Raw genomic sequence first — 23,512 nt, forward strand, 5'->3', positions numbered from 1 at the left:
AAGTACTTAGATGGTAATGATGATATTATCTATTAAGCGAACACTTGAAAATTTTACAGCGATTGCAATGATAAAGGTACCTGATAATTTTTCCAATGGCTTTAACTGTGGATAGGAATAGATCTCTACGTAATCTATCGATCCCTTGATATCAGACGTAATCATCTCTGTTATTAGTGAAGTTATCTTTTCGACATCTCTTTCCCCTAGATCAATAGCACCCTTTGCTGCTAATAAGCTTTTATAAAGAATCACCGCCTGATTTCTTTCTTCTGGAAGAAGATTGACATTACGGGAGCTCTTCGCAAGACCGTCATCTTCTCGGACAATATCTACAGGAATTAATTCGATAGGAAAATTAAAGTCGGAAATTAATCCTTCTACAACAGCCACCTGCTGTGCATCCTTAATTCCAAAATAGGCTCTGGTTGGCATGATAATATTAAAAAGCTTTGCCAAGACAGTCGCCACCCCATCAAAATGGCCTGGACGGGATTTACCACAGAGTACATCAGTGCGATCCTGTACAATCATCTTGATCGAGGATGACTGTGGATACATTTCTTCAACTGATGGGTAAAAAAGGTAATCTACCTGCTCACCATCAGCCAAAGCCCGGTCACGATCAAAGTCTCTTGGGTACGTAGCAAAATCTTCATTTGGACCAAATTGTAAGGGATTGACAAAAATACTTAAAACCACGAGATCGTTTTCCTGTCTTGCTTGTTTAATAAGCGTTAAATGACCTTCATGTAAGTACCCCATAGTTGGCACAAAACCAATCGATTTTGATTCTACCTTCTGTGCTTGTATTTCTGCCTGCATGTCCTTAATTGTTGTGATTACCTTCATTTTAATCCTCCGTAAAGACCGCTAAGTTCATGTTCCTTCATCGTAAATGAATGCTTGTCCTCTGGGAATTTCACAGTTTTTACATCATTTTTATAGGCATGAATCGATTCAATAATGAATGGATTTAACGAATAATATTGTTTAACAAACTTTGGCACTCGATCGACACCGTACCCTAAAATGTCATGGTATACAAGAACTTGACCATCCACCTCAGCGCCTGCTCCAATACCGATAACCGGTATCGATACTGCCTTTGTTACTTCCTCAGCAAGCTGCTTGGGAACACATTCTAAAACGATGGCAAATGCCCCTGCATCTTCGCATTTTTTGGCATCTTGGATTAATTTTATTGCCGCTTGTGCATCCTTACCTTGAACTTTATACCCGCCTAACACCCCTACTGATTGTGGAGTTAAACCAAGATGTGCAATTGCAGGAATACCGGATTTTGTAATCGCCGAAATTTTCTCGATTACTTCCCCAGCACCCTCCAGCTTCACAGCATGGGCACCCGTTTCTTGAATCAGTCTGCCGGCATTGATTATTGTATCTCTAACTGATAGATGATAGGTTAGAAACGGCATATCAACGACAATAAACGTTTCTTTCGCTCCTCGTTTTACTGCTTTTGTATGATGAATCATATCTTCCATCGTCACCGGTACGGTAGAATCATAACCCAGTACAACCATCCCAAGAGAGTCTCCTACTAAAATTAAGTCGACTCCTCCCTGTTCCGCCTGTTTGGCAGATGGATAATCATATGCCGTCAACATGACGATTTTTTCATTGCTTTGTTTCATTTTCAAGAAATCCGTCGTTTGCTTCATCAACAATCCCTCCTTAGTTATAGGAAGAGGGGGAAAAAACGAGAGCAAATAAAAAGATCCATCTGAAGGCAGAGGATCTAAATTACTCTTAAACATGTTTATCCCTCTGTCCCGGTCCGTCTTTACGGATCTAGGCAGAAACCTTTTTGGTTTTCAAAAAAACTTCGGTGCAGCTCTGTAAGGATACCGCCCATACTTCGAATTATAAAAGGTATTGATTAAAAGCGCAAGACCGTTGGAGCAACTACTCTAGCATTTTTTAAACCTCGATGTCAGCAGAATAGACATGATGAGTAACCCCTTGTTTATCTTCAATCATTAGAACACCTTCTTCGGTAATCCCTAGCGCTTTACCAACAATAGTTTGCATCAATGTTCGAGCAGTGATTTGCCTACCAACACTTATCGCAAAACTCTCCCAAAGCAGCTTGATTGGTAAAAAACCCTCAGCTAAATAAAGATTATACAATTTTTCCATATTATTAAATATTTCTCGGACCATGGCAGCCCGGGAAATCTCTTTACCTTGTTCGATTCGAAGCGAGGTGGCAATTTTTTCGAGCTCTACAGGAAAATCTTCTTCAACCTGATTCACATTCATTCCAATACCGATAATAATAGAATTAATTCTGTCAGCTTCAGCTTGAAGCTCTGTTAATATTCCTGTCACCTTTTTTCCTCTGATTAAAATATCATTCGGCCATTTAATTTCTGGACTAAGATCCGTAAGTCCCTCGATTGCTTGAACAATCGCGACAGCAGCTAAAAGGGTTAGTTGAGGGGCTTTTGGCAGCGGAATATTAGGCCTTAGGATTAAACTCATCCATATCCCTGTATATTTTGGAGAATGCCATTTACGATCCATTCTTCCCCGCCCAGAAAGCTGCTCCTCGGCAATAATGACTGTTCCTTCAGAGACATTTTCATATGCCAGACGATGGGCAATCTTTTGTGTAGATTCAACACTTTCTTCATAATGGATATTTTGACCGATGAATCTTGTCTTTAATCCGAGTCTTATTTCATCAGCAGTTATTTTCTCAGGAGTTTTTACTATCCGGTAGCCTTTTTTCCTGACAGCTTCCAATTCAAAACCTTCTTTACGCAGCTCTTCTATATGCTTCCAGACTGCAGTCCGTGAGCAGCCAATTAATTCTGCTAAATGTTGCCCAGATAAATAGGACTCTCCAGCATTTGTGAAGGCATCGAGCAAATCTTTCCTTATTTGTGATTGCACTCCATTAGCCACTCCTTTATTCGTTGTTTATTATTCTCTAACTCTCCTGCTAATATCGCTACCTCCACAGCAAACAGTTTCTCTTTCAGCCATGGCCCTCCTGCTTGATTGTACCAATTCATTAAATCATTACCGGTCACATCTATTTCTGAACGGTCCTTAATTGGCAATACTTGATATCGATGCAACAGCTTCTGGATAGTGCGTTTATCTTCATTACCATTAATAACTAGAAATAGCGATTCAGATGCGGAAAAAATTTCCATTCCCGCAGAATATAGATCATAGTTGGACCATTCACCCAAAAATCGCTTTTTTAAGTAAGATAGGATAAACTGAATTTCTCTAATTTCCTTAAGCGGCAACCGCCAGTTTCTGTAAAACGCCTCTATTTCCCCATCTTCCAACTTTAAGCAATAACCTAACAAAGACCACATTTCCTGTGTACTTAATGGGTTAAGCTCAAATGCCAATAATCCTTTGATGGCACCCTGCTGATTTTCCAAACCAGGAAGGTAGGCAATAAGATTAGAATTGAGTAGTAATTGGAGTCCTCGTTTTCGATGCTCCCCAGACAGCAATTTACTAAATTCAGCCTGCTTTCTCTCGATTGCAATTTTTTTCAGCAAATCAGCCATATGTACTAGAGCATCAAAGGTCGTATTATCAATACGAAACCCTAATTGACTGACAAAACGTCCCGCTCTCATCATCCGTAACGCGTCCTCTTGAAAGCGTTCATAAGGGCTCCCTACCGTTTGAATAAGCTTCTTCTCTATCGCAGATTTCCCATCAAAGGGATCGATGATATTTCCATTTTTATCCATCGCCATCGCATTCATGGTAAAATCTCGCCGTTTTAAATCCTCTATTAAATTCCTGATAAATAGAACTTCTGTTGGCCGTCGATAATCCTGATATTCCCCTTCTGTTCGAAATGTTGTAATTTCATAGGATTGACCATTAAATAATACAAGTACAGTTCCATGTTCAATTCCAATATCCACCGTTTTCGAGAAAACTTGTTTTACTTCATCAGGCGTAGCAGATGTTGCAATATCCACATCATGAATCGGCTTATTTAATAAATAATCCCTCACAGAACCGCCTACAAAGTACGCTTCAAATCCAGCTGCTTCTAATTTTTCTAATACTGGTACTGCAGAATTAAAAGGTTCAATCATCATTATCACCTAATCTAAGACCTTAAAATATAATTGCTCGTATTGCCTAACAATATGCTGGGCATTAAACTTTGTAGCAACTGTTGAAATGGCTTCCTCAGAAAATTGTCGATGCAGCTGATCATTTTTTAAAAGTGAGATTGCTTTCTCAGAGATATCTGGAATATCTCCTAATTCACAAATATAACCTGTTTTACCATGGTCTATGACCTCTGGCATACCGCCGACATTCGTACCAATACAAGGTACTCCACAAGCCATCGCTTCGAGTGCAACGAGACCAAAGCTTTCCTTTTCTGATAAAAGAAGCTTTAAATCACTGATAGAATACAATTCATCCAGGTTTTCCTGTTTTCCTAATAGGTGAACTTTTTCAGTCAAGCCTAATTTTTTAACCAAGCTGCAAACCAGCGGCATTTCTGGACCATCGCCAACAAGAAGTAGTTTTGCCGGCATTGCTTTTGAAATATTGGCGAAGGTTTTTACAACATCCTGAACACGCTTCACTTTCCGGAAATTTGAAACATGAATAATTACTTTTTCATTTTCTTTTATCTCAAATTCCCGCTTTAAGTGTCGGGCATCCCGCTTTTGATAAACTCGATCATCAATAAAATTATATACCCTCTCAATCTGTTTATCCGGCTGAATAAGCGCATGGGTTTGCTCGATTAAAGCATCAGAAACAGCCGTAACCATATCTGATTTTTCAATCCCAAACTTTATCGCATCTGTTAAAGATGGATCTGAACCAAGAATGGTTATGTCTGTTCCATGTAATGTAGTGATGATTTTTAATTCCACTTTACTCATTTGTTTCGCTAAAATGGCGCAAACAGCATGGGGAATCGCATAATGAACATGGAGCAAATCTAACTTTTCACGGTTAGCGACCTCGGCCATTTTACTTGCTAAAGCAATATCATAGGGTGGATATTGAAAGACAGAATAATGGTTTACTTCGACCTGATGATAAAAGATGTTCCGGTACATTCGATTTAGTCTAAAAGGCATACTCGATGAAATAAAATGGATTTCATGCCCTTTTTCTGCTAGCATTTTTCCTAGTTCTGTTGCGACAATCCCCGATCCGCCAACAGTTGGATAGCAGGTAATTCCGATTTTCAGTTTCTTCATTTTATTCTCCCACCAAATCACGATTTAACAGGATTGGTATTTTTGAAATAAATCCTTCAGCAAATTCAACACCAACCTGTTTACCAAACAGCCTTTCCCTTGATTCTACTGTTTCAATATAGCCATTCACCAACGGTGTTTCATAGCTCTGTTCCGTCGATTCGAATTGACTTTTATACGCCCTTAAAGCTGATAGTTTTTGATTGATAAAACCTGATATATCAATCATAAAATCAGGGTTATGAAAGCCATTTATCATATAAAAATATACTTTTGAAGTTCTATGTGGCTCTTCGTTATTATCTGTTTTATACTTCTTTATACCTGCAGAAAAAACCGCCTCCTCAACGAGACGGGCACAATTCCCATGATCTGGATGACGATCTTTATGATATGGAGCAAAAATAATTTCCGGCCGATAGGTTCTAATTACCGATGCAATTTTTCTTATGTATTCGTCGTTCAGATAAAGTCCTCTATCCGGTAATCCAAGGGATGTTCTTTCTGTTACTCCTAATATCGTTGCTGCCTGTTCAGCTTCCTTTTTTCTAAGTTCGATGGTGCCATTAGAGGAAAGGTCCGCTGCTGTTAAATCACAAATAGCAATTTTCTTTCCTTCTGCTGCCAATTTGGCAATGGTCCCCCCCATGCCAATCTCAACATCATCAGCATGAGCCCCGAAGGCTAAAATATCTAAAGACTCATTATTCATCTATTTCACCGTTCTTGTTAATAAGATTTCTCCATTCCATAAATCCTTCTGCCATCCCTCTAATCAGTAATTCAGCTGTCCCCATATTCGTAGCGAGGGGAATCGAATAAACATCACAAAGACGAACTAAAGCCGTAACATCCGGTTCGTGAGGTTGTGCAGTCAAAGGATCCCGAAAAAAGAAAACAACATCCATTTGATTTTTCGCAATCATCGCACCAATTTGCTGATCTCCACCAAGCGGTCCTGATTGGAATCGATTAATTGATAACCCAGTGGCCTCACTAATACGCAGACCAGTTGTACCCGTAGCGAATAAGGTGTGTTCGGAGAAAATCATTTGATATGCCACAACGAATTGCACCAGGTCATTTTTTTTATTATCATGTGCGATTAAGGCAATATTCATTGAAAAAACCCCTATTCTAAAATGTTTTCAAGACCATATACAAAGGTATTTTGCTTCATTACCGTTTCAACTGCTATTTTCACACCTGACATAAAGGAGGTCCGGTTGTACGAATCATGGCGAATCGTTAAGGTTTGTCCATCCGCCCCAAAGAGAACCTGTTGATGAGCCACTAATCCTGGCAAGCGGACGGAATGAATATGCATACCAGAATAATCTGCCCCCCTGGCACCTGGTATCGTTTCTTTTTCATTTGGATGGCCTTGCTGTTTATTTTCCCTTACAGCTGTAATCATTTCTGCCGTTTTAACTGCTGTTCCCGATGGTGCGTCTAATTTTTGGTCATGGTGTAACTCGATAATTTCAATATCATTAAAATATTTTGCCGCCATTTGTGAAAACTTCATCATCAAAACTGCACCTAAAGCAAAGTTAGGAGCGATAATACAACCCAATTCCTTTTGTTCACAAATAGAAGCTAATTCACTTAAATCCTCCTGAGTAAAACCGGTAGTCCCAACAACAGGGCGTACATTATAGGAAAGCGCAGTCCGGGCATGATGCATACCAACCTCAGGTGTTGTTAAATCTATCAGCACATCTGCTTCGACATTTTTAAAACAGGTCTCAATATCATTAAAAATAGGGACATTATCTGCCGCTTGGAAGCCCTCCAAATCGGTTAGCATCATTCCATTATATTTATGATCGATAGCAGCTGTTAACTGAAAGTGATTTGTATCTTTAACCAGCTTAACAGCCTCTCTCCCCATTCTCCCCCGTGGTCCTGCAATAACAATTTTAACTGTTTCCAAATTCATCACTCCGTCCCTTTCGCTTCAATCCTAGTCCAGCGGTCCTTGTCTCTCGTATTAAATTTATTCATCACTAAATTATGAGCATCCTCTAAGTTAATATCTAAAGAATTAGCAAGGCAAATGACCACAAACAAGAGATCACCCAATTCTTCCTCAATGGCTTTTTCAGTTTCACTCGATTTCTTTGGTTTTTCACCATAATAATGATTAATTTCTCTCGCTAGTTCCCCCAGTTCTTCTGTCAGCCTTGCAAGCATTGCCAAGGGACTAAAATATCCTTCTTTAAATTGGCTGATGTATGTATCTACTTCAGTCTGCAAGTCTTTCATCGACTTCTCTTTGACCATGCTTCCTCACCTCTTTCTAGTCTAACTTCTACTATAACATTAGCTAAATTTAGTTTGAATTACAAATATTTTCGTATCGAGTTATAACTTTCCTAACCAGATTGCTCTTCGATTGTTAATTCGATATAATAATAACCGCTAGATAGGGAAATTTATGGCAGTGGAGGTAATTTAATGATACTAGGACTCAAATTTAAGAACATATTATTTATCCTACTTGGAACTGCCATTATGGCATTCGGACTTGTACACTTTAATATGCAGAATAAATTAGCTGAAGGTGGATTTACAGGAATAACCCTTCTCCTTTTCTTTTTGTTCAAATGGGATCCCTCTTATACCAATATCATTTTGAACATTCCTTTATTTTTTGTAGGATGGAAATTATTAGGGAGGAATGCCTTCTTCTATACCATTCTTGGGACCGTCGGACTCTCCATTTTTCTGTGGATTTTTCAACGTTATTCCATTGAGATGCCACTTAAGGACGACTTAACACTGGCGGCATTATTTGCAGGGGTCTTTTTAGGAATTGGCTTAGGAATTATCTTCCGATATGGAGGAACCACTGGTGGGGTCGATATTATAGCCAGACTTGTGCAAAAATATGCTGGCTGGAGCATGGGTAAAACAATGCTAATATTCGATATGGTTGTCATTGCTGCTTCTGTTCTAACCTATTTAAATTATAAACAGGCCATGTATACACTTGTAGCTGTTTTTATTGGAGCAAGAGTTATTGATTTTATTCAAGAAGGAGCATATGCTGCACGTGGAGCTATGATCATCTCCAAGAAAAATGCCGAAGTCGCTCAGAAGATAATGGATGAAATGGATAGAGGCGTTACTGTCCTTAGAGGGTACGGCTCATTTACCAAAGAAGATAGGGAAGTTTTATATTGCGTTGTAGCTAGAAATGAACTTGTCCGCTTAAAAAACCTCACTACAGCGATTGACCCTCATGCCTTCATCTCTGTCAGTGTTGTTCATGATGTGCATGGAGAAGGCTTTACTTTAGATGAAAACAAAAAACCGATTGAAGTTTAACAAGAAAAGCGAAAGCGCCTCGTTCAGGAGCTTATGACCCCGAGCCCCTAGGTGCTGCAGCTAGACAATAAAAGCAATGTCCACTCTGGACATTGCTTTTATTCTTCATTTCTATTCATTCCGGTAAAGATAAGGACTAGCCTCAATAACTCTAAAACGGCGACTGCAGCGGCAGCAACATAGGTAAGCGCAGCTGCATTCAATACTTTCCTTGCTCCCCGCTCTTCCTCATTCCGGATAATCCCCAATGCAACCACTTGGTCCATTGCACGACTCGAAGCATTATACTCAACAGGTAATGTGATGACTTGAAACAATACAGCTGCTGCCATAAAAATAATCCCTAATAACAGCATCCCGCTCATTTGCGCAAAGATACCGATCATAATGAGTACCCAAGAAAAATTAGAGCCTATATTCGCTACTGGAACCAAGGCATGGCGAAACCGTAAAAAAGCATAGCGTTCAGCATCTTGGATTGCATGTCCACATTCGTGAGCAGCCACAGCGGCAGCGGCTATAGAGTGTCCATGATAATTCTCAGGTGAAAGCCGCACCGTTTTCGTACGGGGGTCATAATGGTCACTTAGAAAGCCTCTTCCTTGTTCAACAGCAACATTAAATAATCCATTAGCATTTAATACTTCTCTTGCCACTTCTGCGCCAGTTCGATGTGTTGCTGTTGGAACTTTGGTATATTTAACAAAAGTTCTCTTTACTTTAAACTGAGCCCATAAGGGGACCAAAATAATGATGAGGAAATAAAGTAAGAAATTCACAAAAAAACTCCATTTCTAATCAGTTATGTTTATCTCGATGTTCGTATCCACCATTATTAACGCTTATGATCTCTAGAACGGTTTCTTCTCATTTCTTTATCTGCTTGATACTTTTTCCAGCCAACATAGGAAAGTGTTGAAATGATAATACTCCCTGTTGAAATAATTACCCACCAAAGCGAAGGGTCAGCCTCATCCTCATCCATATTATCAAATAGATGATTCAAATCAGATTCTAGACCTTCTAACTCCTGTTGGGTCTTCACATTATTTACAACCTCAGAACGATATTCATCAATGAAGTTTATACGGGCATCTAGCCTTTGAATATTTTCTGCGGAAACATCAATTTTCATACTTGGATAAATGATGTTATATAAGGACAAAAACGAATTAAAATTAGAGTGGAAATCAGCTGAATCACCAGTACTGGCAGCTTCTCTTGCTTGATGAAAGGATGACATAATTTGTCCCTTCATCTCCATCCATAACGGTTGATGACTCGTTGTAATGGCATCAACAACTAGACGAAACTTTGTAAGCCTTGTTATTCTTTCCTCATATTCCATGCTTGAACTTACAGCTGCTTCCAATGCTTCATCATGAGATATGCTGATGATCCTTAATTGATCCGTAGTAAAAGGATGTTCACTGCTGGAAATGCTAGTAAATTGTTCTGAAAAATAATCGAGCAGCTTTTTAGAATCATCATATCTATGATATTTCATCATTTGCAGAGCCTCATCTGAAATATGATCAAGCTTTTCTATAGGTGCTTGCACTTCTGCATTAACTGTCATGGGAGTTAGCAAGAATATAATTGCAATTAATAGTACCCATTTAATCTTCAAACCTTGTCCCCCCTATCATTACTACTAAAATGTATGAAAGGTTGGACAAGGTTAGACCATCTTTTATCCTACATGGTCACTATTTTATCTCTAGCTTAAAACGTCTATGGCGAACGACTAAATAATAAGCTATCGCAATCGATAGGACAGACAGCCAAAATGTGAAATAGCCGATTTTTGCTGTGTAATCATTTAACATATGATATCTGGGCATCATATAAAAGACATAATCAATGACATCATTATGTAAAGTCCAAACAGCTGCAATGATTAAATGCCACCATTTAAAGCGATAAAAGGGTGAGTAAAGAATACCTTGTACGGCCATTGCAAAATGTGAGAAAATTAACATCCAACCAATTGGATCGAGTTCATCGCTAACAATAAATACGAGAAAATTCATTACAACTGCCCAAATTCCATATTTAAATAAAGTAACAATTGCTAAAGCTTCAATCAATGGCCAATTTTTCCGTAATAAAAAAGCAACCACTACAAATACAAAAAATAAACTAGCAGTTGGACTATCAGGAACAAATAGTAAGAAAATCGTTGGTGTTTCTTTTAGCTGCCAACCGTACCAAATGTAGCCATAGATAGTCCCAGCTATATTAATAATTAATAATAACCATAAAAAAGATTTGTGTGCCAAAAGAGGATAAAGCCTGTTCACGAGAACTCCACCTTACGTCTAATTTGAAGAAAAAAGCTGACGAAAAACCGTCAGCTTTTTATCATTATTATTATTTTTCACCAAGACCAGCGATGAATTCAGAAAGAACCTTTAGCTGTTCCTCATCACCCTTGAAGATACCAGCAGGCATACCACCTTGACCTTCTTTAGCAATTTTGGCAATTTCTTCAGCAGACAAACCTGTTCCAATCAACGTTGGAGCTCCGGCACCACCTTGTAGGCTGTCACCATGACAGGAAATACAAGTGTTCTCTGAAGCAATTTTGTAGCCATCACTTTCCTTATCGATGTCAGCTTCTGCTACAATCTTTCCATATTCCTTCGCTGCTTCCCAGTCATGAGTACTAGAAGCCTGCCAAGTCAGGAATGTAATACCAGCAATTGCCAGCAACATAAAAGCAGTAGCTAATGGACGCTTTGATGGACGACGTTCTGGTCCACGGTCAAGAAATGGTGCCAATAATAATCCTCCAAAAGCTAGTCCAGGAATTATCATTGCACCCACAACGTTATATGGTCCAGATGCAAATTCATACTTAAGCAATTGGTATAAGAACAAGAAGTACCAGTCCGGCATCGGAACATAGCCTGTATCTGATGGATCCGCAATCCTTTCAAGTGGACTCGGATGTGCAACTGTTAAACATAAAAAGCCGACAAGAAATACTGCCCCTACTAACCATTCTTTCAAAAGGAAGTTGGGCCAAAATGCCTCTGTTTTACCAGGGTATTCTGAGTAATCTTTCGGAATGTTTTTTTTCGTACGAGCTTCAGGTGCTAATACACGAGAGTCTCCGACGAATTTCATACCTTTACCGCGATGCATCGAGCAATCCCCTCCTTTATTCGTAAGATTCAATTAATCATAAACTATCCGATTTTTAAAGTGGTCCAGAAATACCCTGTTTACGAATCATCATGAAGTGGGCTGCCATTAAACCAAATAATGCAGCTGGCAAGAAGAATACGTGAATCGCAAAGAAACGCGTAAGGGTTTGCGCACCAACAATCGTTTCATGACCAGACATTAACGTTTTTAAATAAGGTCCAATGAATGGCACTGACTCAACAATTTGCAAGGTAACCTTTGTTGCGAATAACGCTTTCATATCCCAAGGTAATAAGTAACCAGTTAAGCCTAAACCAAGCATGACGAAGAAAATTAGAACTCCGACAACCCAGTTTAATTCACGTGGTTTTTTATATGCTCCTTGGAAAAACACGCGTAATGTATGTAAGAACATCATTACAATAACTAAGCTGGCACCCCAGTGGTGCATGCCCCGCACAATTTGTCCGAATGCTACTTGATTTTGCAGGTAATATACGGATTCCCATGCGTTCTTGATATCCGGTACATAATACATCGTTAAAAACATACCAGAAAGAATTTGAATAACAGTAACAAAAAACGTCAGACCGCCAAAGCAATATACAAACGCAGAAAAATGATGCGCTGGATTAACATGCTCAGGTACTTCATGGTCTGCGATATCGCGCCACAGAGGCGTAATATCTAAACGTTCATCTACCCAATCGTAAATTTTGTTTAACATAGATTACGCCCCTTTCCGTGGTTCTGCTTTCCCTAAATATAGGAAACCATCTTTTTCTTTAATAGGGTATACATCCAGTGGTGCTAATGGCGGAGTACCTTTAACATTTGTTCCATCTTTTGTATAACGACCAAAGTGACATGGACAGAAGAACTCATTTGGATGTTCTTTGTCAGTCGCCCATGCAACTGTACAACCAAGGTGTTTACAAACCGGTGATAGAGCAACTATTTCTCCATTTTCATCCTTATAAACCCATGCAGTTTCGGTAATTTCAGATGTATACCACGCATCCACTTGCTCGTACGTATAGTCTACCCGTTGCGGTTCTTCAGTAATGTCAGCCATTTTAAGCGGTGTTGCAATGAAATCTCCACCTTCTTTTGCTTTTAAGACTGGATCAATTGCAAAACGAACCATCGGCATTAACATTCCTGCTGCCATGAAACCGCCTACACCTGTTAATGTGTAGCTTAAAAATTGTCTTCTAGAAACGCGATGCTTACTCATGCTATCCCCCCTCTATTCACAAGATAAGTCCATCGGACATTAATTAAACACATATAAAACTAGGACATAACCATGATATATCAACTTTTAACCAAGGTCAATAACATACTATTTTAAAAACATGTTATTCCGCCAATTATTATAAATTTTCATGCCATTTCCGAGTAAACAAGTCGAGTAGCTGTTTAACTTGGCTTTCAATCATCGAATTTTTTTGTTGTTCATTCAGTGCTGAAAGTGGAAGTGATGGCAGCCAAATGAGTGAACCTAAAAGCTTGTCCTCGTGTAATTTCCATTCGCTTTCTGAGGTTATGTAAAAAATATGTTTAAACTCGTTCTTTTCAATATTCTCTTCCCAATTTTTCAATTGATTCACGATGTTTTCTGAATCAACACTCTTTAAATAAGTAAATGGAGGAAATAAAACCAATCTACCAGTAAACTGTCTTTCTAAATAGTTAGTTAGTAGTGTAATAAATTCTGCATTTGATGCTGATTGTGACATCTCCGTCCCGAATGTCACGGAAAATAATGGAATAACTGCCGTATCCACATATTCCTTTGCACTTAAATAGGTTTCTATATCTTTTGAAATCCACTTCATTCTCGACACCAGCCCTCTTTATCAATCCATTAACACAATCATAACATTTTCTTTTTTTTGCGCAAATGAATTACTGTAATCAATACAAAAAAACAAAATGGATGCCTGCTTAACGCAAGCTTCCATTTTGTTCAGTCTGCAATAAATCATTAAGCTTTTCTGTCAATGCCCTAAAGGCAACTTTATCTTGCTTATCCAGTGCCTCATCGATTAATTGCAGCAGCTTTTCTCGTTGGAACCGTTCAATACTGTTTTGTAAAAATTGCTCAGCAACAATTCCGTCTTTTTCATTTACTTGAAGATGCTTCGGAACAAATGGATTTTCCTCTAATACAGCGGCATATTGGTGTGCCTGATTGGAAGCATGAAAGTTAAGTTGAATAAAGATATCCTCGTCCCGATTTAACCGAATATCATGAAAGGATTTTTCTGCATCAGTAGTCATTACATTTTCTTTATAAAAGCGGAATGGTACTTTGTCAACACAATGGGTCGACATAATCAGCCCACGGGGACAATACTGTGCTTGCTCAACAAAATGAACCTTCTCCATTAATTGGTCATGACTCATTAGATAATTGAGAATCCAAACACATTCTCTTCTTTTTAATTGATAATGATTTAAAAACCAGCGAATAAAGTCCTTTTTCTCGTTGACAGATACAGGGGTTGCCATATTCATTTCCCTCCTCTGCATATTCAGCTTTTTTTATATTTTATTGCTGTAAACGCTCAAGTAAATCCAGATACTCCCCATTACTTGGATCTTCTTTTAGTAACTGTTTAAAAATTTCGGCAGCAAGGTCGTTTTTTCCTTCCTCAATTAAAAAATATCCGTAATCCAGCAAGAATGCTTGATTATTCTTAAAAAAAGTATATGCACTTTCATATTTGTCTAATGCATAGGAATATTCCTCTAACCGATTATAAGCAAGGGCTGCGTCCCATAAAAATTGTGGTTCCTCGTCATCTTCTATATCCAGTTCATTTATTAAGTCAATAACATCTTCATATCTTTCATCCTGCAAAAATAACTTATTCAATGTAAGAGCAGCTTCTGTAAATCCAGGATCTAAGGCAATGGCCTCCCGAAAATATTTTTCTGCTAGTTCTAGTTTACTAAGTTTAATCGCTATCTTTCCACCATAGAAGAATAATTCCTTATTAAAATCATCCTGCCTGATACCTTCTTGGACAGCAGTCAAGCTCTCCTCAAGTTCTTCCTCCCGCTCATACGCCTTAGCAAGGTGCAGATATAGTGAATGATATTCGGGATCCAAGCCTTTTAACTCCTCGAATTTCTCAATCGCTGTTCGGTTATACCCAGCTTGAAGTGCTGTAAAAGCAAATCCGAATAAAGTATTAATCTCTAATTTTTCATCCAGTGCCTTTTCATAATGGGTTAACGCTTGTTCAAAAGCTCCCGAAGCACTCAAAAGCTCAGCCAGCCGTTGATGGATATTGACTCCGGCAATTTCCTGCTCTTCTTCTAAAACTGTATGATAAGCGTTCATTGCCTTTATTACTTCACCTTGTTCACTGTATAACTCGCCTAAAGCAAAATCAATGATAAACTCAGTGGGTAAAATTTCTTTTGCCTTTAACAACTTTCTTTCACAAACTTCATAGAGCCCTTGAACTTGATATAGGTCAGCAAGCAGTAATAAGGATTGTCCAAAGCTGGGGTCATGTTCGGAGATTTTCTCTAACTCAAGAATGGCTCGTTCCTCATCCCCCGATTCTACTAATATCTCCCCAAGCATAACAAGCAGTTCACCTTCCTCAGGGTAAACCTCTAGCAGGCTTTCCACTAATGCCTTCGCTTCACTTAAAAAGCCAAACTGATATAATTCTTCAGCGAGAAGGAATTTTTCATCAGGCATTCCACTGATTAATACATCATTATATTCATTTATTGCTTCATTATGTTTGCCGTTTTCCAGCATCGTAATAATTTTATTTACTCTATCCATTTCAATGTCCTCTCGTTTACGTGTTCCCATTATAAAGAGAAAAAGGAAGGGGTTAGTACCTTAACATATTCTCCATAACCTGGTTTATATAAAACTTCTTCTCCTGCTCGGACAACTTTTCCTTTGTGTATGGTAACTACAAGTCTATCACAATGATAATGAAATAATCCTGCTTCATCAACATTCTTGATTTCGTTGTCATTTAAAAATAAATTATAACTTATTTCTGCCCCATGTAATAAACTTGCTTTTCGGGGATACAAACCTAGCTTGTTTAATATGGGAATTGACAATGGCTCACGCTCTGCCAATTCATCGAACAACACTGGGATTTTTTCTTTTTCCATTCTTACTTTCCATTTCGACAAAACTATCTTAGCTTCCTTCTTTAATGGCTTAGTAATTATTGGAATCAATAAATTATTATAAGGAAACATCGCTTCTTTAATCCAGCTCCACGGGATCTCCTCAAGCTGCTCTGATCCGTCAACCTCGAAAAAGATAGCTGGAACCTTTTCTCGCTTGCATTTTCTAATAAACGATGGTGTTAAAAGCCTTAGAGGGATTTTTACGCAGATAAGAAAATCCACTGAACTGCTGATAAGAGATGTTTTTACATCATTTAATTTTTGAGGCAGTTCACTTTCAAATGAAACAGAAGTATACGTAATCAATGTGGTAGAGCCTTTTCTAAGGAATTGCTCAGTTAAATATTTTCTTAGCTCTTGATATGAAGCTTTAAGAGGTATATTAGGATCGAAAAGGACAAATGACGGGGTCATAATAAAGCCATCAGTATTCATTCTCATTAAATTATAGTGATTAAAATTAGACTTCCTAGCAGTAATTTGGTCTTTTTCAATTAACAAAGAAGATTTTATCAGATTTGATTCCTTAAGAATATGCGCATCTTCGATGATATACCCCATCCTACCACCTCTTTTGGCTAATCCTTCTTAAAACAAGCTATGACCAATTATTAAAAACTATGACACAGAAAAGAAAGAAAAAAAGCCGCAAACCCGCAGCTTTTATTTTTGTAAACTATTTAAATGGTGAAAGAAGTTTGGATATGAAACAGCGATGGAATCTGGATGATCAAGCTCTACGTTGTCTTGACAAATTAATGAAGCAACTGCAAGCATCATACCGATTCGATGATCCCCATGACTCGACACTTTGCCTCCAGATAGACTTGAACCGCCATGAATAATCATACCATCCTCAGTTGCCTCAATGGCGGCACCCAGCTTTGTTAATTCTTGTACAACTGTATCAATTCGATTCGTTTCTTTAACCTTAAGCTCTTCAGCATCTTTAATGACCGTAGTCCCCACTGCCTGTGTTGCCAGTAAGGCTATGATAGGAATTTCATCAATTAATCTTGGAATGACATCTCCTTCAATAACCGTGCCTTTCAGATTTGATGTTTTAATTGTAATATCCCCTATCGGTTCAAAAGAGTCGCCTTCATGTTGACTAATCTCAATATTGGCTCCCATCTTTTCCATTACCTCGATGATTCCGGTCCTTGTTGGGTTTAGACCAACATTTTGAAGAACAATCTCACTATCTTGAACAATAGCACCTGCAACGAGGAAAAAGGCAGCAGAAGAAATATCACCTGGCACATAAATATCAGACGCTATTAGATTTTGACCGCCTTTGACAGTTATTTCACGATTAAGAGAATGAACCTCACCAGCAAATTTTCTAATCATTCTTTCTGTATGGTCACGAGTCTCGGCTGACTCGATAATCTTAGATTCACCGTCTGCCTGAAGAGCTGCTAAGATCAGTGCCGACTTAACTTGAGCACTGGCCACTGGAACTTGATAATGTATCGGGTTTAATTTGGCGCCGCGAATTCCAATGGGTGTGAATGATCCATTATTTCGGCCATCAATATTGGCTCCCATTGTTTTTAAAGGTTCCGTAACTCTTGTCATTGGCCTTCTGCCAATGGAGTCGTCACCTACAAGGGAAGAAAAGAAAGGTCTACCAGCTAATATTCCCATTATTAAGCGAATGGTCGTTCCCGAATTTCCGACATCAAGGATTTCACTTGGTTCTCGAAGTCCCTCGAACCCATTTCCCTGGATGATTAATTCACCTTCATTTTCCTCAATGACCACACCAAGCTTACGAAAACAGGAAATGGTACTTAAACAATCATCACCAGGCAAGAAATTGCTAACCCTGGTAACTCCATTAGCAATGGAGCCAAACATAACTGACCGATGAGAAATCGATTTGTCCCCAGGTATTTTTATAACACCAGTTAATCCATTAATTGTAGGCTGTAGCTCTATCGTTTCCATGTAATCACCTTATCCATGATCATTTATGTTCCAATTGAGGTTGCAAAGCTGGAACAAGCATGGATGCATTGCTCCGCCCGCTCGCGGTCCTCTTCCGTTTGAAAACTAATTACCAGAACCCCATAAATTTCGTCTTCACGGGTTTCTAGGATTCGGATATTTGTAATACTTATCTTCTCCTTAGCTAAATAACCAGTAATTTCAGAAATAACACCGGGATAATCTGGAACATCAACATATAGGTCATAAAACGCCGGTATAGCCCCTTTTTCTCTTACTGGAAGACCATCCCGGAAATTTTTTGCAGCTTGAAAATATTGATAGATTTCATTGCTATTCTTATGCTCCAGTAATTCTTTCACCCAGTCCATTTCCTCTTGCCACTGGGTAATCAGTTCCATTAATACCTCACGATTATGAAGCAGAATATCTTTCCACATTTCCGGACTGCTAGAAGCAATTCTTGTAATATCTCTAAATCCGCCAGCAGCTAAACGAGGAATTAAACTATCAGCCTCTGCCAATCTTTCCGTTTGGCGAACAATCGAAGCCGCAATGATATGGGGGAAGTGACTGACAATTCCTGTCAAATAATCATGATTTTCAGGGGTCACCTTTAAGAATTTTGCCTTAGTTCCTTTTAACCATTCTTTTAAAGTATCAACTTTCGAATCGTCAATATGACTTTCTGGAGTAAGAAGATAAAATGCATTTTCAAAAAGAATTTCTTTTGCCGCCGTTACTCCAGATTTATGTGAGCCCGCCATAGGATGGCCGCCAATAAATGTATACCCTTGTTTCATTAAGCTAGAAGCATTAGCTACAATTTTACTTTTTGTGCTTCCAGTATCTGTGATAATTACCTCTGACTTTAATGGAAGCTCAGAAATCTCATGAATAATCGCTTCCGTTTCTTGGACAGGAGCAGCAATAATAATTAAATTGGCAGCGATTGCTCCTTGAGCAATATCGTTTATTGTCTCATCCACGACACCTAGCATTTTGGCAAGTTTGGCTTGTTCACGATTTATATCGTAACCGACTATAGTTGCTTCTTTATGTTCTTTTTTGATACATAATGCTAGAGAACCGCCAATTAACCCCAGCCCAATAACTAAAACCCGGCCTTCCATGGTAGTCCCCCTAATTTTCAGTTAGCTGTGCACGATTTTCTTCAGCTAAAAATTGACTTAATGCATTAAGCACACCTTCGTTTTGTTCGTTCGAACCAACAGTAATTCGAACAGAAGTAGGAAAACCAAGCGCTTTTCCAGATCGGACAATATAGCCTTTTTCAAGTAGATATTGAAATACCCTATCACCATCTACATTAAAATCAATTAAAATAAAATTGGTTTGTGAAGGATAATATTTTAATTTGTTCAGATTGCAAAAATCATAGAACTGCGCTAAACCCTGTCTGTTTTTTTCTTTACAAGTTTGGACAAATTCTTGGTCCCCGATAGCAGCAAGTGCTGCTGTCTGGGCAAATGAATTTACATTAAATGGTTCTCTTGCAGGATCTAGAGCTTTAATAATCGAAGGATTTGCGATCCCATAGCCTACTCTTAATGATGCAAGACCATAAATCTTTGAAAAAGTTCTTAGCGTAATTAAATTCGGATAAGTACGAGTTAAGTCAATCGCATTAAAGGAATCTTCCGCGATGACGTATTCATAATAAGCTTCATCAAGAACCACCAATACATGTGAAGGGACTTTTTCTAAAAAGGCAACCAATTTATTTTCTGCCACATATGTACCCGTTGGATTATTTGGACTGCAAACCCACACAACATTGGTTTTATCATCAATTGCAGCGAGCATTTTGTCTAAATCATGTTCACCATTAATTAATGGGATTTCCCTTACCTCTGCCCCCTCAATTACCGCATTATGTTTATATTGAGAAAACGTTGGTGTCGCCATAACTGTATTTGCACCTGGGTGCAGCAGTGACCTAGAAATCATTTGAATGATATTATCTGAGCCATTCCCAAATATTAGCGATTCGGGTTCAACCTTTAGAAAAGCAGCCAGTGAATCCCTTAAATTGGTCATATAGCCATCGGGATAAATGGCAAATCCAGGTTGGCTGGCCTCTAATGCAGTCTGTACATGCTTTGAGCAGCCAAATGGATTTTCATTTGACGCCAGCTTTACAATTTGCTTAAGATTATACTGTTTTTTAACTGACTCTATCGATTTTCCCGGCTGATATGGAGTCAGTGTTAATAATTGCTTTTTCCATCTCATCTATTCTCCACTCCGTCCTTTATAAATCAGGATTTCAATTTAGCTAAATTCTCCGTAAATCAGGCCTTAATACCTTGGCTTCTTTTAAATATACATGGACAATTTCTTCTTGGTCCGTTGTTGTATTCACATGCATCATGATTCTAACGCACTTTTGTAACGAATTAGGTACAGGGATTTCCCTCATACACATAACAGGCACATATGTCCAGTCAGCAAATTTTCGTAATGCTTTTGCTGGAAATACGGCATTAACATCATCTGTTGTTGAGATTAAAACGGAAGCAACCTGATCAGGCAAAATATTGTTACTCTCAATCATTTGCTTTAAAAGCTCTCCTGTTGCTGAAATGATTGCATCCTCCGTGTTGCCATCAACTGTAGTTGCTCCCCTCACCCCTCTGAACATATAAATCCCCCTTTTATTTTAAAAAGCTTTCAGCTGCTCTAATAAGTAATCATCGGATAATTGCTGGATCTTTGGTTTTCCTATTTGTTCCAATAAGACGAACCGGATTGTTTCGCCAATTGTTTTCTTATCTTGTTTCATTTTACTTAGTAAACGCTCTGGCGGTAGTTGAACTGGTATAGAAATTTCATAGCCAAGTCCTTGGACCCAGCTCACAAACTCCTCTGTATCGAAATGGAGTCCAGCCTGTTCTTTACTTAATTTCAAGGCAAATATCATCCCAATCATGACTGCTTCGCCATGAGTAAAGTTACCATAACCCATTTCTGATTCAATAGCATGCCCAAGGGTGTGTCCGAAATTTAAAAAAGCACGTACCCCAGCTTCTCTTTCATCCTTTGATACAAATTCATTCTTAATTTTTATACCTTTTGAAAGAGCCTCAAATAATTGTTCTGAAGAAACTAACTCAATATCTTTAATATTATTTTTCAGCCAAATGAAAAAGTTAGGATCATAGATGAGTGCATGTTTAATAACCTCTGCCAATCCAGAACGAATTTCTTGTAATGGTAGTGTTTTTAGGAAATTTAGATCATAGAATACAGCTTCAGGCTGATGGAAAGCCCCAATCATATTTTTCCCTAATGGATGGTTTATTGCTACTTTTCCACCAACTGCACTATCATGAGCCAAGATTGTCGTTGGAACTTGAATAAAAGGTATCCCTCTCATAAAAGAAGCGGCAACAAATCCAGATAAATCTCCAACAGCCCCACCGCCAAAGGCGAGAATAACTGACTGTCGATCAAGGCGGTTTTCTAAGGCTGTCGAAAGGGCTTCATAATAGACTTCAAAGGTTTTTGCCTTTTCTCCACTCGGAGCAGTAAAAACAACAGGATTCCAAGTTGCTAAAGACGGCAAAATTTTCTCAAGATGTCTATTTGCAACGGTTTCATCTGTAATAATTAGTATTTTCGTCAAGTTTGTAAAATGATTAGTTAAAAAAGTGCTAATTTCGTTGGTGGCACCTTCACCAAGAAAAACCTGATAGCTTTTGGAGCTTGTCTTAATAGGAATGGCTTCCATTAAAATTCCCTCGCATATTCATGCTGGCGTTTAATTTCTGCAGCAAAGGTATCAAAGCGATCACTAAAAAATTGGTCAACAAGCGCATTTGCGAGTTCCCATGCTACGGCATGCTCAGCAACAACAGCAGCGGCAGGAACGGCACAACTATCAGAACGCTCGATACTAGCTGAAAAAGGCTCCTTCGAATCGATATCTACACTCATTAATGGTTTATAAAGCGTAGGAATCGGCTTCATGACTCCACGAACAACAATTGGCATCCCTGTGGTCATTCCACCTTCAAAACCACCAAGACGATTTGTCTTTCGGGAATACCCTTTTTCTTCTTCCCAAACGATCTCATCATGTACTTCACTGCCAGGTTTTCGGGCAGCGTCAAAACCGATGCCAAACTCAACCCCTTTAAAGGCATTAATACTTACAATTGCAGCGGCAAGTTTTGCATCTAACTTTCTATCAAATTGAACATAACTCCCTACCCCAGCCGGCATTCCGGTGGCAATCACTTCAACAACACCGCCGATTGAATCACCATTTTTCTTTGCTTCATCGATGGCATCCATCATTTTTTGCTCGACACTTTGGTCTGCACACCGTACGGGTGAAAACTCTGACCGTTCTTTTAAAGTATCAATAGATAAGGCAGGGTCAATTTCAGCTTTAATGCCGCCAATTTCTACAACATGGGAAACAATGTTAACTCCCACTAAAGATAATAGCTTTTTCGCTACGGCACCGGCTGCAACTCTTACAGTGGTCTCCCGAGCGGATGAGCGTTCAAGGACATTTCTCATATCCCGATGTCCGTATTTAATTGCACCATTTAAATCAGCATGTCCTGGTCGTGGACGGGTTATTTTTCTTCTAACCTCATTCTCTTCTCCCTCAATTAGGGGATCCGCACCCATGATATTTGTCCAATGCTTCCAGTCGTTGTTTTTTACAACCAAAGTAATTGGAGAACCCAATGTATACCCATGACGAACACCTGAGGCAATTTCGACAGTATCTTTTTCAATTTGCATTCTTCTTCCACGGCCATGACCTTTTTGCCGCCTTGCCAGCTCTTCATTAATATCTTCTGCTAACAAAGGCATTCCAGCAGGAAGCCCTTCTAAAATTGTGGTTAATTGTGGCCCGTGGGATTCTCCAGCTGTTAAATATCTCATCCCCATAACTCTTTCCCCCTTCAACTCATTAAAGGATTTTTATCAATATACCATATACAGCCTAATAAACCTAGAGGAATTATTCTGAAAATACGATAAATTAAATAATAATATTTTATATAATAATAATAACTGTTGCTCCATTTGTATACTAAAGTAACTCATTTTTTTGAAAAATCATCGATGTATGCGTATACAAAAAAAGACACTTGATATACAAGTGCCTTCCTCTATTAATAAATCCATTCATTTACAAGTTTTGAGTATTCTACTAAACCGCCGTCTTTAAAGAATAAGCCAATTTCACGTTCCGCACTTGCTGGAGAATCGGATCCGTGAATAACATTTTTACCTACTGTTAATCCATAATCTCCACGAATTGTACCAGGAGTTGCATCCTTTGGATTTGTTGAACCCATCATTTGACGAGCAGTTGTAATCACATTTTCCCCCTGCCAAACCATCGCGAATACAGGACCAGAAGTGATAAAATCAACTAGTTCACCAAAAAATGGACGTTCTTTGTGTTCACCATAATGCTCTTCTGCAAGTTCAGTTGGAATGATCATTAATTTCGCACCAACCAATTGAAAGCCCTTTCTTTCAAAACGAGCAACGATTTCTCCAATTAAATTACGTTGAACACCATCAGGTTTGACCATTAAAAATGTTTTTTCCATGAAATTCACTCCTAAAATTATGTATAATGATTGTCTTTATTG

The 23,512-nt window shown here is 38.6% G+C and carries 27 protein-coding genes; 1 reads left to right on the forward strand and 26 read right to left on the reverse strand.

Going from position 1 to position 23,512, the window contains the following annotated elements:
- Positions 1-6 precede the first annotated feature (6 nt).
- The 9 genes from panC to ACWM35_RS04920 all read right to left on the reverse strand — a co-directional run bounded on the left by panC (position 7) and on the right by ACWM35_RS04920 (position 7,529).
- Positions 7-852, reverse strand: a complete 846-nt coding sequence (gene panC / locus ACWM35_RS04880) for a pantoate--beta-alanine ligase (protein ID WP_454816027.1) — start codon at positions 850-852, stop codon at positions 7-9.
- Positions 849-1,685, reverse strand: a complete 837-nt coding sequence (gene panB, locus ACWM35_RS04885; RefSeq protein ID WP_454816029.1) for a 3-methyl-2-oxobutanoate hydroxymethyltransferase — start codon at positions 1,683-1,685, stop codon at positions 849-851. Before panB ends, panC begins: the two co-directional genes overlap by 4 nt.
- A gap of 259 nt (positions 1,686-1,944) precedes the next feature.
- Positions 1,945-2,922, reverse strand: a complete 978-nt coding sequence (locus ACWM35_RS04890) for a biotin--[acetyl-CoA-carboxylase] ligase (protein WP_454816031.1) — start codon at positions 2,920-2,922, stop codon at positions 1,945-1,947.
- Positions 2,907-4,106, reverse strand: a complete 1,200-nt coding sequence (locus ACWM35_RS04895; RefSeq protein WP_454816033.1) for a CCA tRNA nucleotidyltransferase — start codon at positions 4,104-4,106, stop codon at positions 2,907-2,909. Before ACWM35_RS04895 ends, ACWM35_RS04890 begins: the two co-directional genes overlap by 16 nt.
- A 9-nt stretch (positions 4,107-4,115) precedes the next feature.
- A complete protein-coding gene (gene bshA, locus ACWM35_RS04900) occupies positions 4,116-5,243 on the reverse strand; it encodes an N-acetyl-alpha-D-glucosaminyl L-malate synthase BshA (RefSeq protein ID WP_454816035.1) in 1,128 nt (375 codons plus the stop codon).
- Between the two features lies 1 nt (position 5,244).
- Positions 5,245-5,955: a bacillithiol biosynthesis deacetylase BshB1 gene (gene bshB1, locus ACWM35_RS04905; protein ID WP_454816037.1), complete on the reverse strand. Its 711-nt coding sequence runs from the start codon at positions 5,953-5,955 to the stop codon at positions 5,245-5,247.
- The gene (mgsA, locus tag ACWM35_RS04910) at positions 5,948-6,364 is read right to left on the reverse strand and encodes a methylglyoxal synthase (protein ID WP_454816039.1); all 417 of its coding nucleotides are present in this window, start codon (positions 6,362-6,364) and stop codon (positions 5,948-5,950) included. The genes bshB1 and mgsA overlap by 8 nt, the downstream gene beginning before the upstream one ends.
- Positions 6,365-6,375: 11 nt before the next feature.
- Entirely contained in the window at positions 6,376-7,179 is an 804-nt protein-coding gene (gene dapB, locus ACWM35_RS04915) for a 4-hydroxy-tetrahydrodipicolinate reductase (protein ID WP_454816041.1), read from the reverse strand.
- A 5-nt stretch (positions 7,180-7,184) separates the two neighbouring features.
- Positions 7,185-7,529 carry a nucleotide pyrophosphohydrolase gene (locus ACWM35_RS04920; RefSeq protein WP_454816043.1) on the reverse strand — a complete coding sequence of 115 codons (345 nt, stop codon included), beginning with the start codon at positions 7,527-7,529 and terminating at the stop codon, positions 7,185-7,187.
- A 174-nt stretch (positions 7,530-7,703) separates the two neighbouring features.
- On the opposite strand from ACWM35_RS04920, the gene ACWM35_RS04925 reads away from it, so the two are divergent.
- The gene (locus tag ACWM35_RS04925) at positions 7,704-8,576 is read left to right on the forward strand and encodes a YitT family protein (protein ID WP_454816045.1); all 873 of its coding nucleotides are present in this window, start codon (positions 7,704-7,706) and stop codon (positions 8,574-8,576) included.
- A gap of 98 nt (positions 8,577-8,674) precedes the next feature.
- Here ACWM35_RS04925 and ACWM35_RS04930 read toward each other — a convergent pair whose 3' ends face one another.
- From ACWM35_RS04930 to ndk, 17 genes are all read right to left on the reverse strand, one after another.
- Positions 8,675-9,355: a zinc metallopeptidase gene (locus ACWM35_RS04930; RefSeq protein ID WP_454816047.1), complete on the reverse strand. Its 681-nt coding sequence runs from the start codon at positions 9,353-9,355 to the stop codon at positions 8,675-8,677.
- Between the two features lie 56 nt (positions 9,356-9,411).
- Positions 9,412-10,206 (reverse strand): sporulation protein YpjB, encoded by a 795-nt coding sequence (gene ypjB / locus ACWM35_RS04935; RefSeq protein WP_454816048.1) that lies wholly within the window; start codon positions 10,204-10,206, stop codon positions 9,412-9,414.
- 79 nt (positions 10,207-10,285) lie between these two features.
- Entirely contained in the window at positions 10,286-10,879 is a 594-nt protein-coding gene (locus ACWM35_RS04940; RefSeq protein WP_454816050.1) for a DUF1405 domain-containing protein, read from the reverse strand.
- Positions 10,880-10,949: 70 nt separating this feature from the next.
- The gene (locus tag ACWM35_RS04945; RefSeq protein ID WP_454816052.1) at positions 10,950-11,726 is read right to left on the reverse strand and encodes a c-type cytochrome; all 777 of its coding nucleotides are present in this window, start codon (positions 11,724-11,726) and stop codon (positions 10,950-10,952) included.
- Between the two features lie 55 nt (positions 11,727-11,781).
- Positions 11,782-12,456, reverse strand: a complete 675-nt coding sequence (gene qcrB, locus ACWM35_RS04950) for a menaquinol-cytochrome c reductase cytochrome b subunit (RefSeq protein WP_454816054.1) — start codon at positions 12,454-12,456, stop codon at positions 11,782-11,784.
- Between the two features lie 3 nt (positions 12,457-12,459).
- On the reverse strand, positions 12,460-12,966 hold the full coding sequence (locus tag ACWM35_RS04955; protein WP_454816056.1) for a QcrA and Rieske domain-containing protein: 507 nt from the start codon (positions 12,964-12,966) through the stop codon (positions 12,460-12,462).
- A 139-nt stretch (positions 12,967-13,105) separates the two neighbouring features.
- A complete protein-coding gene (locus tag ACWM35_RS04960; RefSeq protein WP_454817084.1) occupies positions 13,106-13,570 on the reverse strand; it encodes a YpiF family protein in 465 nt (154 codons plus the stop codon).
- A gap of 109 nt (positions 13,571-13,679) precedes the next feature.
- Positions 13,680-14,246 carry a ReoY family proteolytic degradation factor gene (locus ACWM35_RS04965; protein WP_454816058.1) on the reverse strand — a complete coding sequence of 189 codons (567 nt, stop codon included), beginning with the start codon at positions 14,244-14,246 and terminating at the stop codon, positions 13,680-13,682.
- Positions 14,247-14,286: 40 nt separating this feature from the next.
- Complete coding sequence (locus tag ACWM35_RS04970; RefSeq protein WP_454816059.1) at positions 14,287-15,543, reverse strand: tetratricopeptide repeat protein; 1,257 nt, start codon at positions 15,541-15,543, stop codon at positions 14,287-14,289.
- A 29-nt stretch (positions 15,544-15,572) separates the two neighbouring features.
- Positions 15,573-16,472 carry a hypothetical protein gene (locus tag ACWM35_RS04975; RefSeq protein WP_454816061.1) on the reverse strand — a complete coding sequence of 300 codons (900 nt, stop codon included), beginning with the start codon at positions 16,470-16,472 and terminating at the stop codon, positions 15,573-15,575.
- Positions 16,473-16,574: 102 nt separating this feature from the next.
- Positions 16,575-17,864, reverse strand: a complete 1,290-nt coding sequence (gene aroA, locus ACWM35_RS04980; protein WP_454816063.1) for a 3-phosphoshikimate 1-carboxyvinyltransferase — start codon at positions 17,862-17,864, stop codon at positions 16,575-16,577.
- 23 nt (positions 17,865-17,887) lie between these two features.
- Positions 17,888-18,997 carry a prephenate dehydrogenase gene (locus ACWM35_RS04985; protein WP_454816065.1) on the reverse strand — a complete coding sequence of 370 codons (1,110 nt, stop codon included), beginning with the start codon at positions 18,995-18,997 and terminating at the stop codon, positions 17,888-17,890.
- A 10-nt stretch (positions 18,998-19,007) separates the two neighbouring features.
- Positions 19,008-20,120 carry a histidinol-phosphate transaminase gene (gene hisC, locus ACWM35_RS04990; RefSeq protein WP_454816067.1) on the reverse strand — a complete coding sequence of 371 codons (1,113 nt, stop codon included), beginning with the start codon at positions 20,118-20,120 and terminating at the stop codon, positions 19,008-19,010.
- A 43-nt stretch (positions 20,121-20,163) separates the two neighbouring features.
- Positions 20,164-20,529 (reverse strand): chorismate mutase, encoded by a 366-nt coding sequence (gene aroH, locus ACWM35_RS04995; protein WP_454816069.1) that lies wholly within the window; start codon positions 20,527-20,529, stop codon positions 20,164-20,166.
- Positions 20,530-20,547: 18 nt separating this feature from the next.
- Positions 20,548-21,618 carry a 3-dehydroquinate synthase gene (gene aroB, locus ACWM35_RS05000; protein WP_454816070.1) on the reverse strand — a complete coding sequence of 357 codons (1,071 nt, stop codon included), beginning with the start codon at positions 21,616-21,618 and terminating at the stop codon, positions 20,548-20,550.
- A complete protein-coding gene (gene aroC / locus ACWM35_RS05005) occupies positions 21,618-22,790 on the reverse strand; it encodes a chorismate synthase (protein WP_454817086.1) in 1,173 nt (390 codons plus the stop codon). The genes aroB and aroC overlap by 1 nt, the downstream gene beginning before the upstream one ends.
- A gap of 233 nt (positions 22,791-23,023) precedes the next feature.
- Complete coding sequence (ndk, locus tag ACWM35_RS05010) at positions 23,024-23,470, reverse strand: nucleoside-diphosphate kinase (protein ID WP_454816072.1); 447 nt, start codon at positions 23,468-23,470, stop codon at positions 23,024-23,026.
- Positions 23,471-23,512 lie beyond the last annotated feature (42 nt).

It is taken from the genome of Neobacillus sp. K501, assembly GCF_053749995.1.

Coding starts and splice junctions, on each gene's coding strand:
- ACWM35_RS04960 (WP_454817084.1), bottom strand. CDS start 13,570: ATGAAGTGGATTTCAAAAGATATAGAAACCTATTTAAGTGCAAAGGAA.
- ACWM35_RS04985 (WP_454816065.1), bottom strand. CDS start 18,997: ATGGAAGGCCGGGTTTTAGTTATTGGGCTGGGGTTAATTGGCGGTTCT.
- ACWM35_RS04955 (WP_454816056.1), bottom strand. CDS start 12,966: ATGAGTAAGCATCGCGTTTCTAGAAGACAATTTTTAAGCTACACATTA.
- mgsA (WP_454816039.1), bottom strand. CDS start 6,364: ATGAATATTGCCTTAATCGCACATGATAATAAAAAAAATGACCTGGTG.
- bshA (WP_454816035.1), bottom strand. CDS start 5,243: ATGAAGAAACTGAAAATCGGAATTACCTGCTATCCAACTGTTGGCGGA.
- ACWM35_RS04975 (WP_454816061.1), bottom strand. CDS start 16,472: ATGGGGTATATCATCGAAGATGCGCATATTCTTAAGGAATCAAATCTG.
- panC (WP_454816027.1), bottom strand. CDS start 852: ATGAAGGTAATCACAACAATTAAGGACATGCAGGCAGAAATACAAGCA.
- ACWM35_RS04965 (WP_454816058.1), bottom strand. CDS start 14,246: ATGGCAACCCCTGTATCTGTCAACGAGAAAAAGGACTTTATTCGCTGG.
- aroB (WP_454816070.1), bottom strand. CDS start 21,618: ATGGAAGCCATTCCTATTAAGACAAGCTCCAAAAGCTATCAGGTTTTT.
- ACWM35_RS04925 (WP_454816045.1), top strand. CDS start 7,704: ATGATACTAGGACTCAAATTTAAGAACATATTATTTATCCTACTTGGA.
- ACWM35_RS04920 (WP_454816043.1), bottom strand. CDS start 7,529: ATGGTCAAAGAGAAGTCGATGAAAGACTTGCAGACTGAAGTAGATACA.
- aroA (WP_454816063.1), bottom strand. CDS start 17,864: ATGGAAACGATAGAGCTACAGCCTACAATTAATGGATTAACTGGTGTT.
- bshB1 (WP_454816037.1), bottom strand. CDS start 5,955: ATGAATAATGAGTCTTTAGATATTTTAGCCTTCGGGGCTCATGCTGAT.
- hisC (WP_454816067.1), bottom strand. CDS start 20,120: ATGAGATGGAAAAAGCAATTATTAACACTGACTCCATATCAGCCGGGA.
- panB (WP_454816029.1), bottom strand. CDS start 1,685: ATGAAGCAAACGACGGATTTCTTGAAAATGAAACAAAGCAATGAAAAA.
- ACWM35_RS04895 (WP_454816033.1), bottom strand. CDS start 4,106: ATGATTGAACCTTTTAATTCTGCAGTACCAGTATTAGAAAAATTAGAA.
- ACWM35_RS04970 (WP_454816059.1), bottom strand. CDS start 15,543: ATGGATAGAGTAAATAAAATTATTACGATGCTGGAAAACGGCAAACAT.
- ndk (WP_454816072.1), bottom strand. CDS start 23,470: ATGGAAAAAACATTTTTAATGGTCAAACCTGATGGTGTTCAACGTAAT.
- aroC (WP_454817086.1), bottom strand. CDS start 22,790: ATGAGATATTTAACAGCTGGAGAATCCCACGGGCCACAATTAACCACA.
- qcrB (WP_454816054.1), bottom strand. CDS start 12,456: ATGTTAAACAAAATTTACGATTGGGTAGATGAACGTTTAGATATTACG.
- ACWM35_RS04945 (WP_454816052.1), bottom strand. CDS start 11,726: ATGCATCGCGGTAAAGGTATGAAATTCGTCGGAGACTCTCGTGTATTA.
- aroH (WP_454816069.1), bottom strand. CDS start 20,529: ATGTTCAGAGGGGTGAGGGGAGCAACTACAGTTGATGGCAACACGGAG.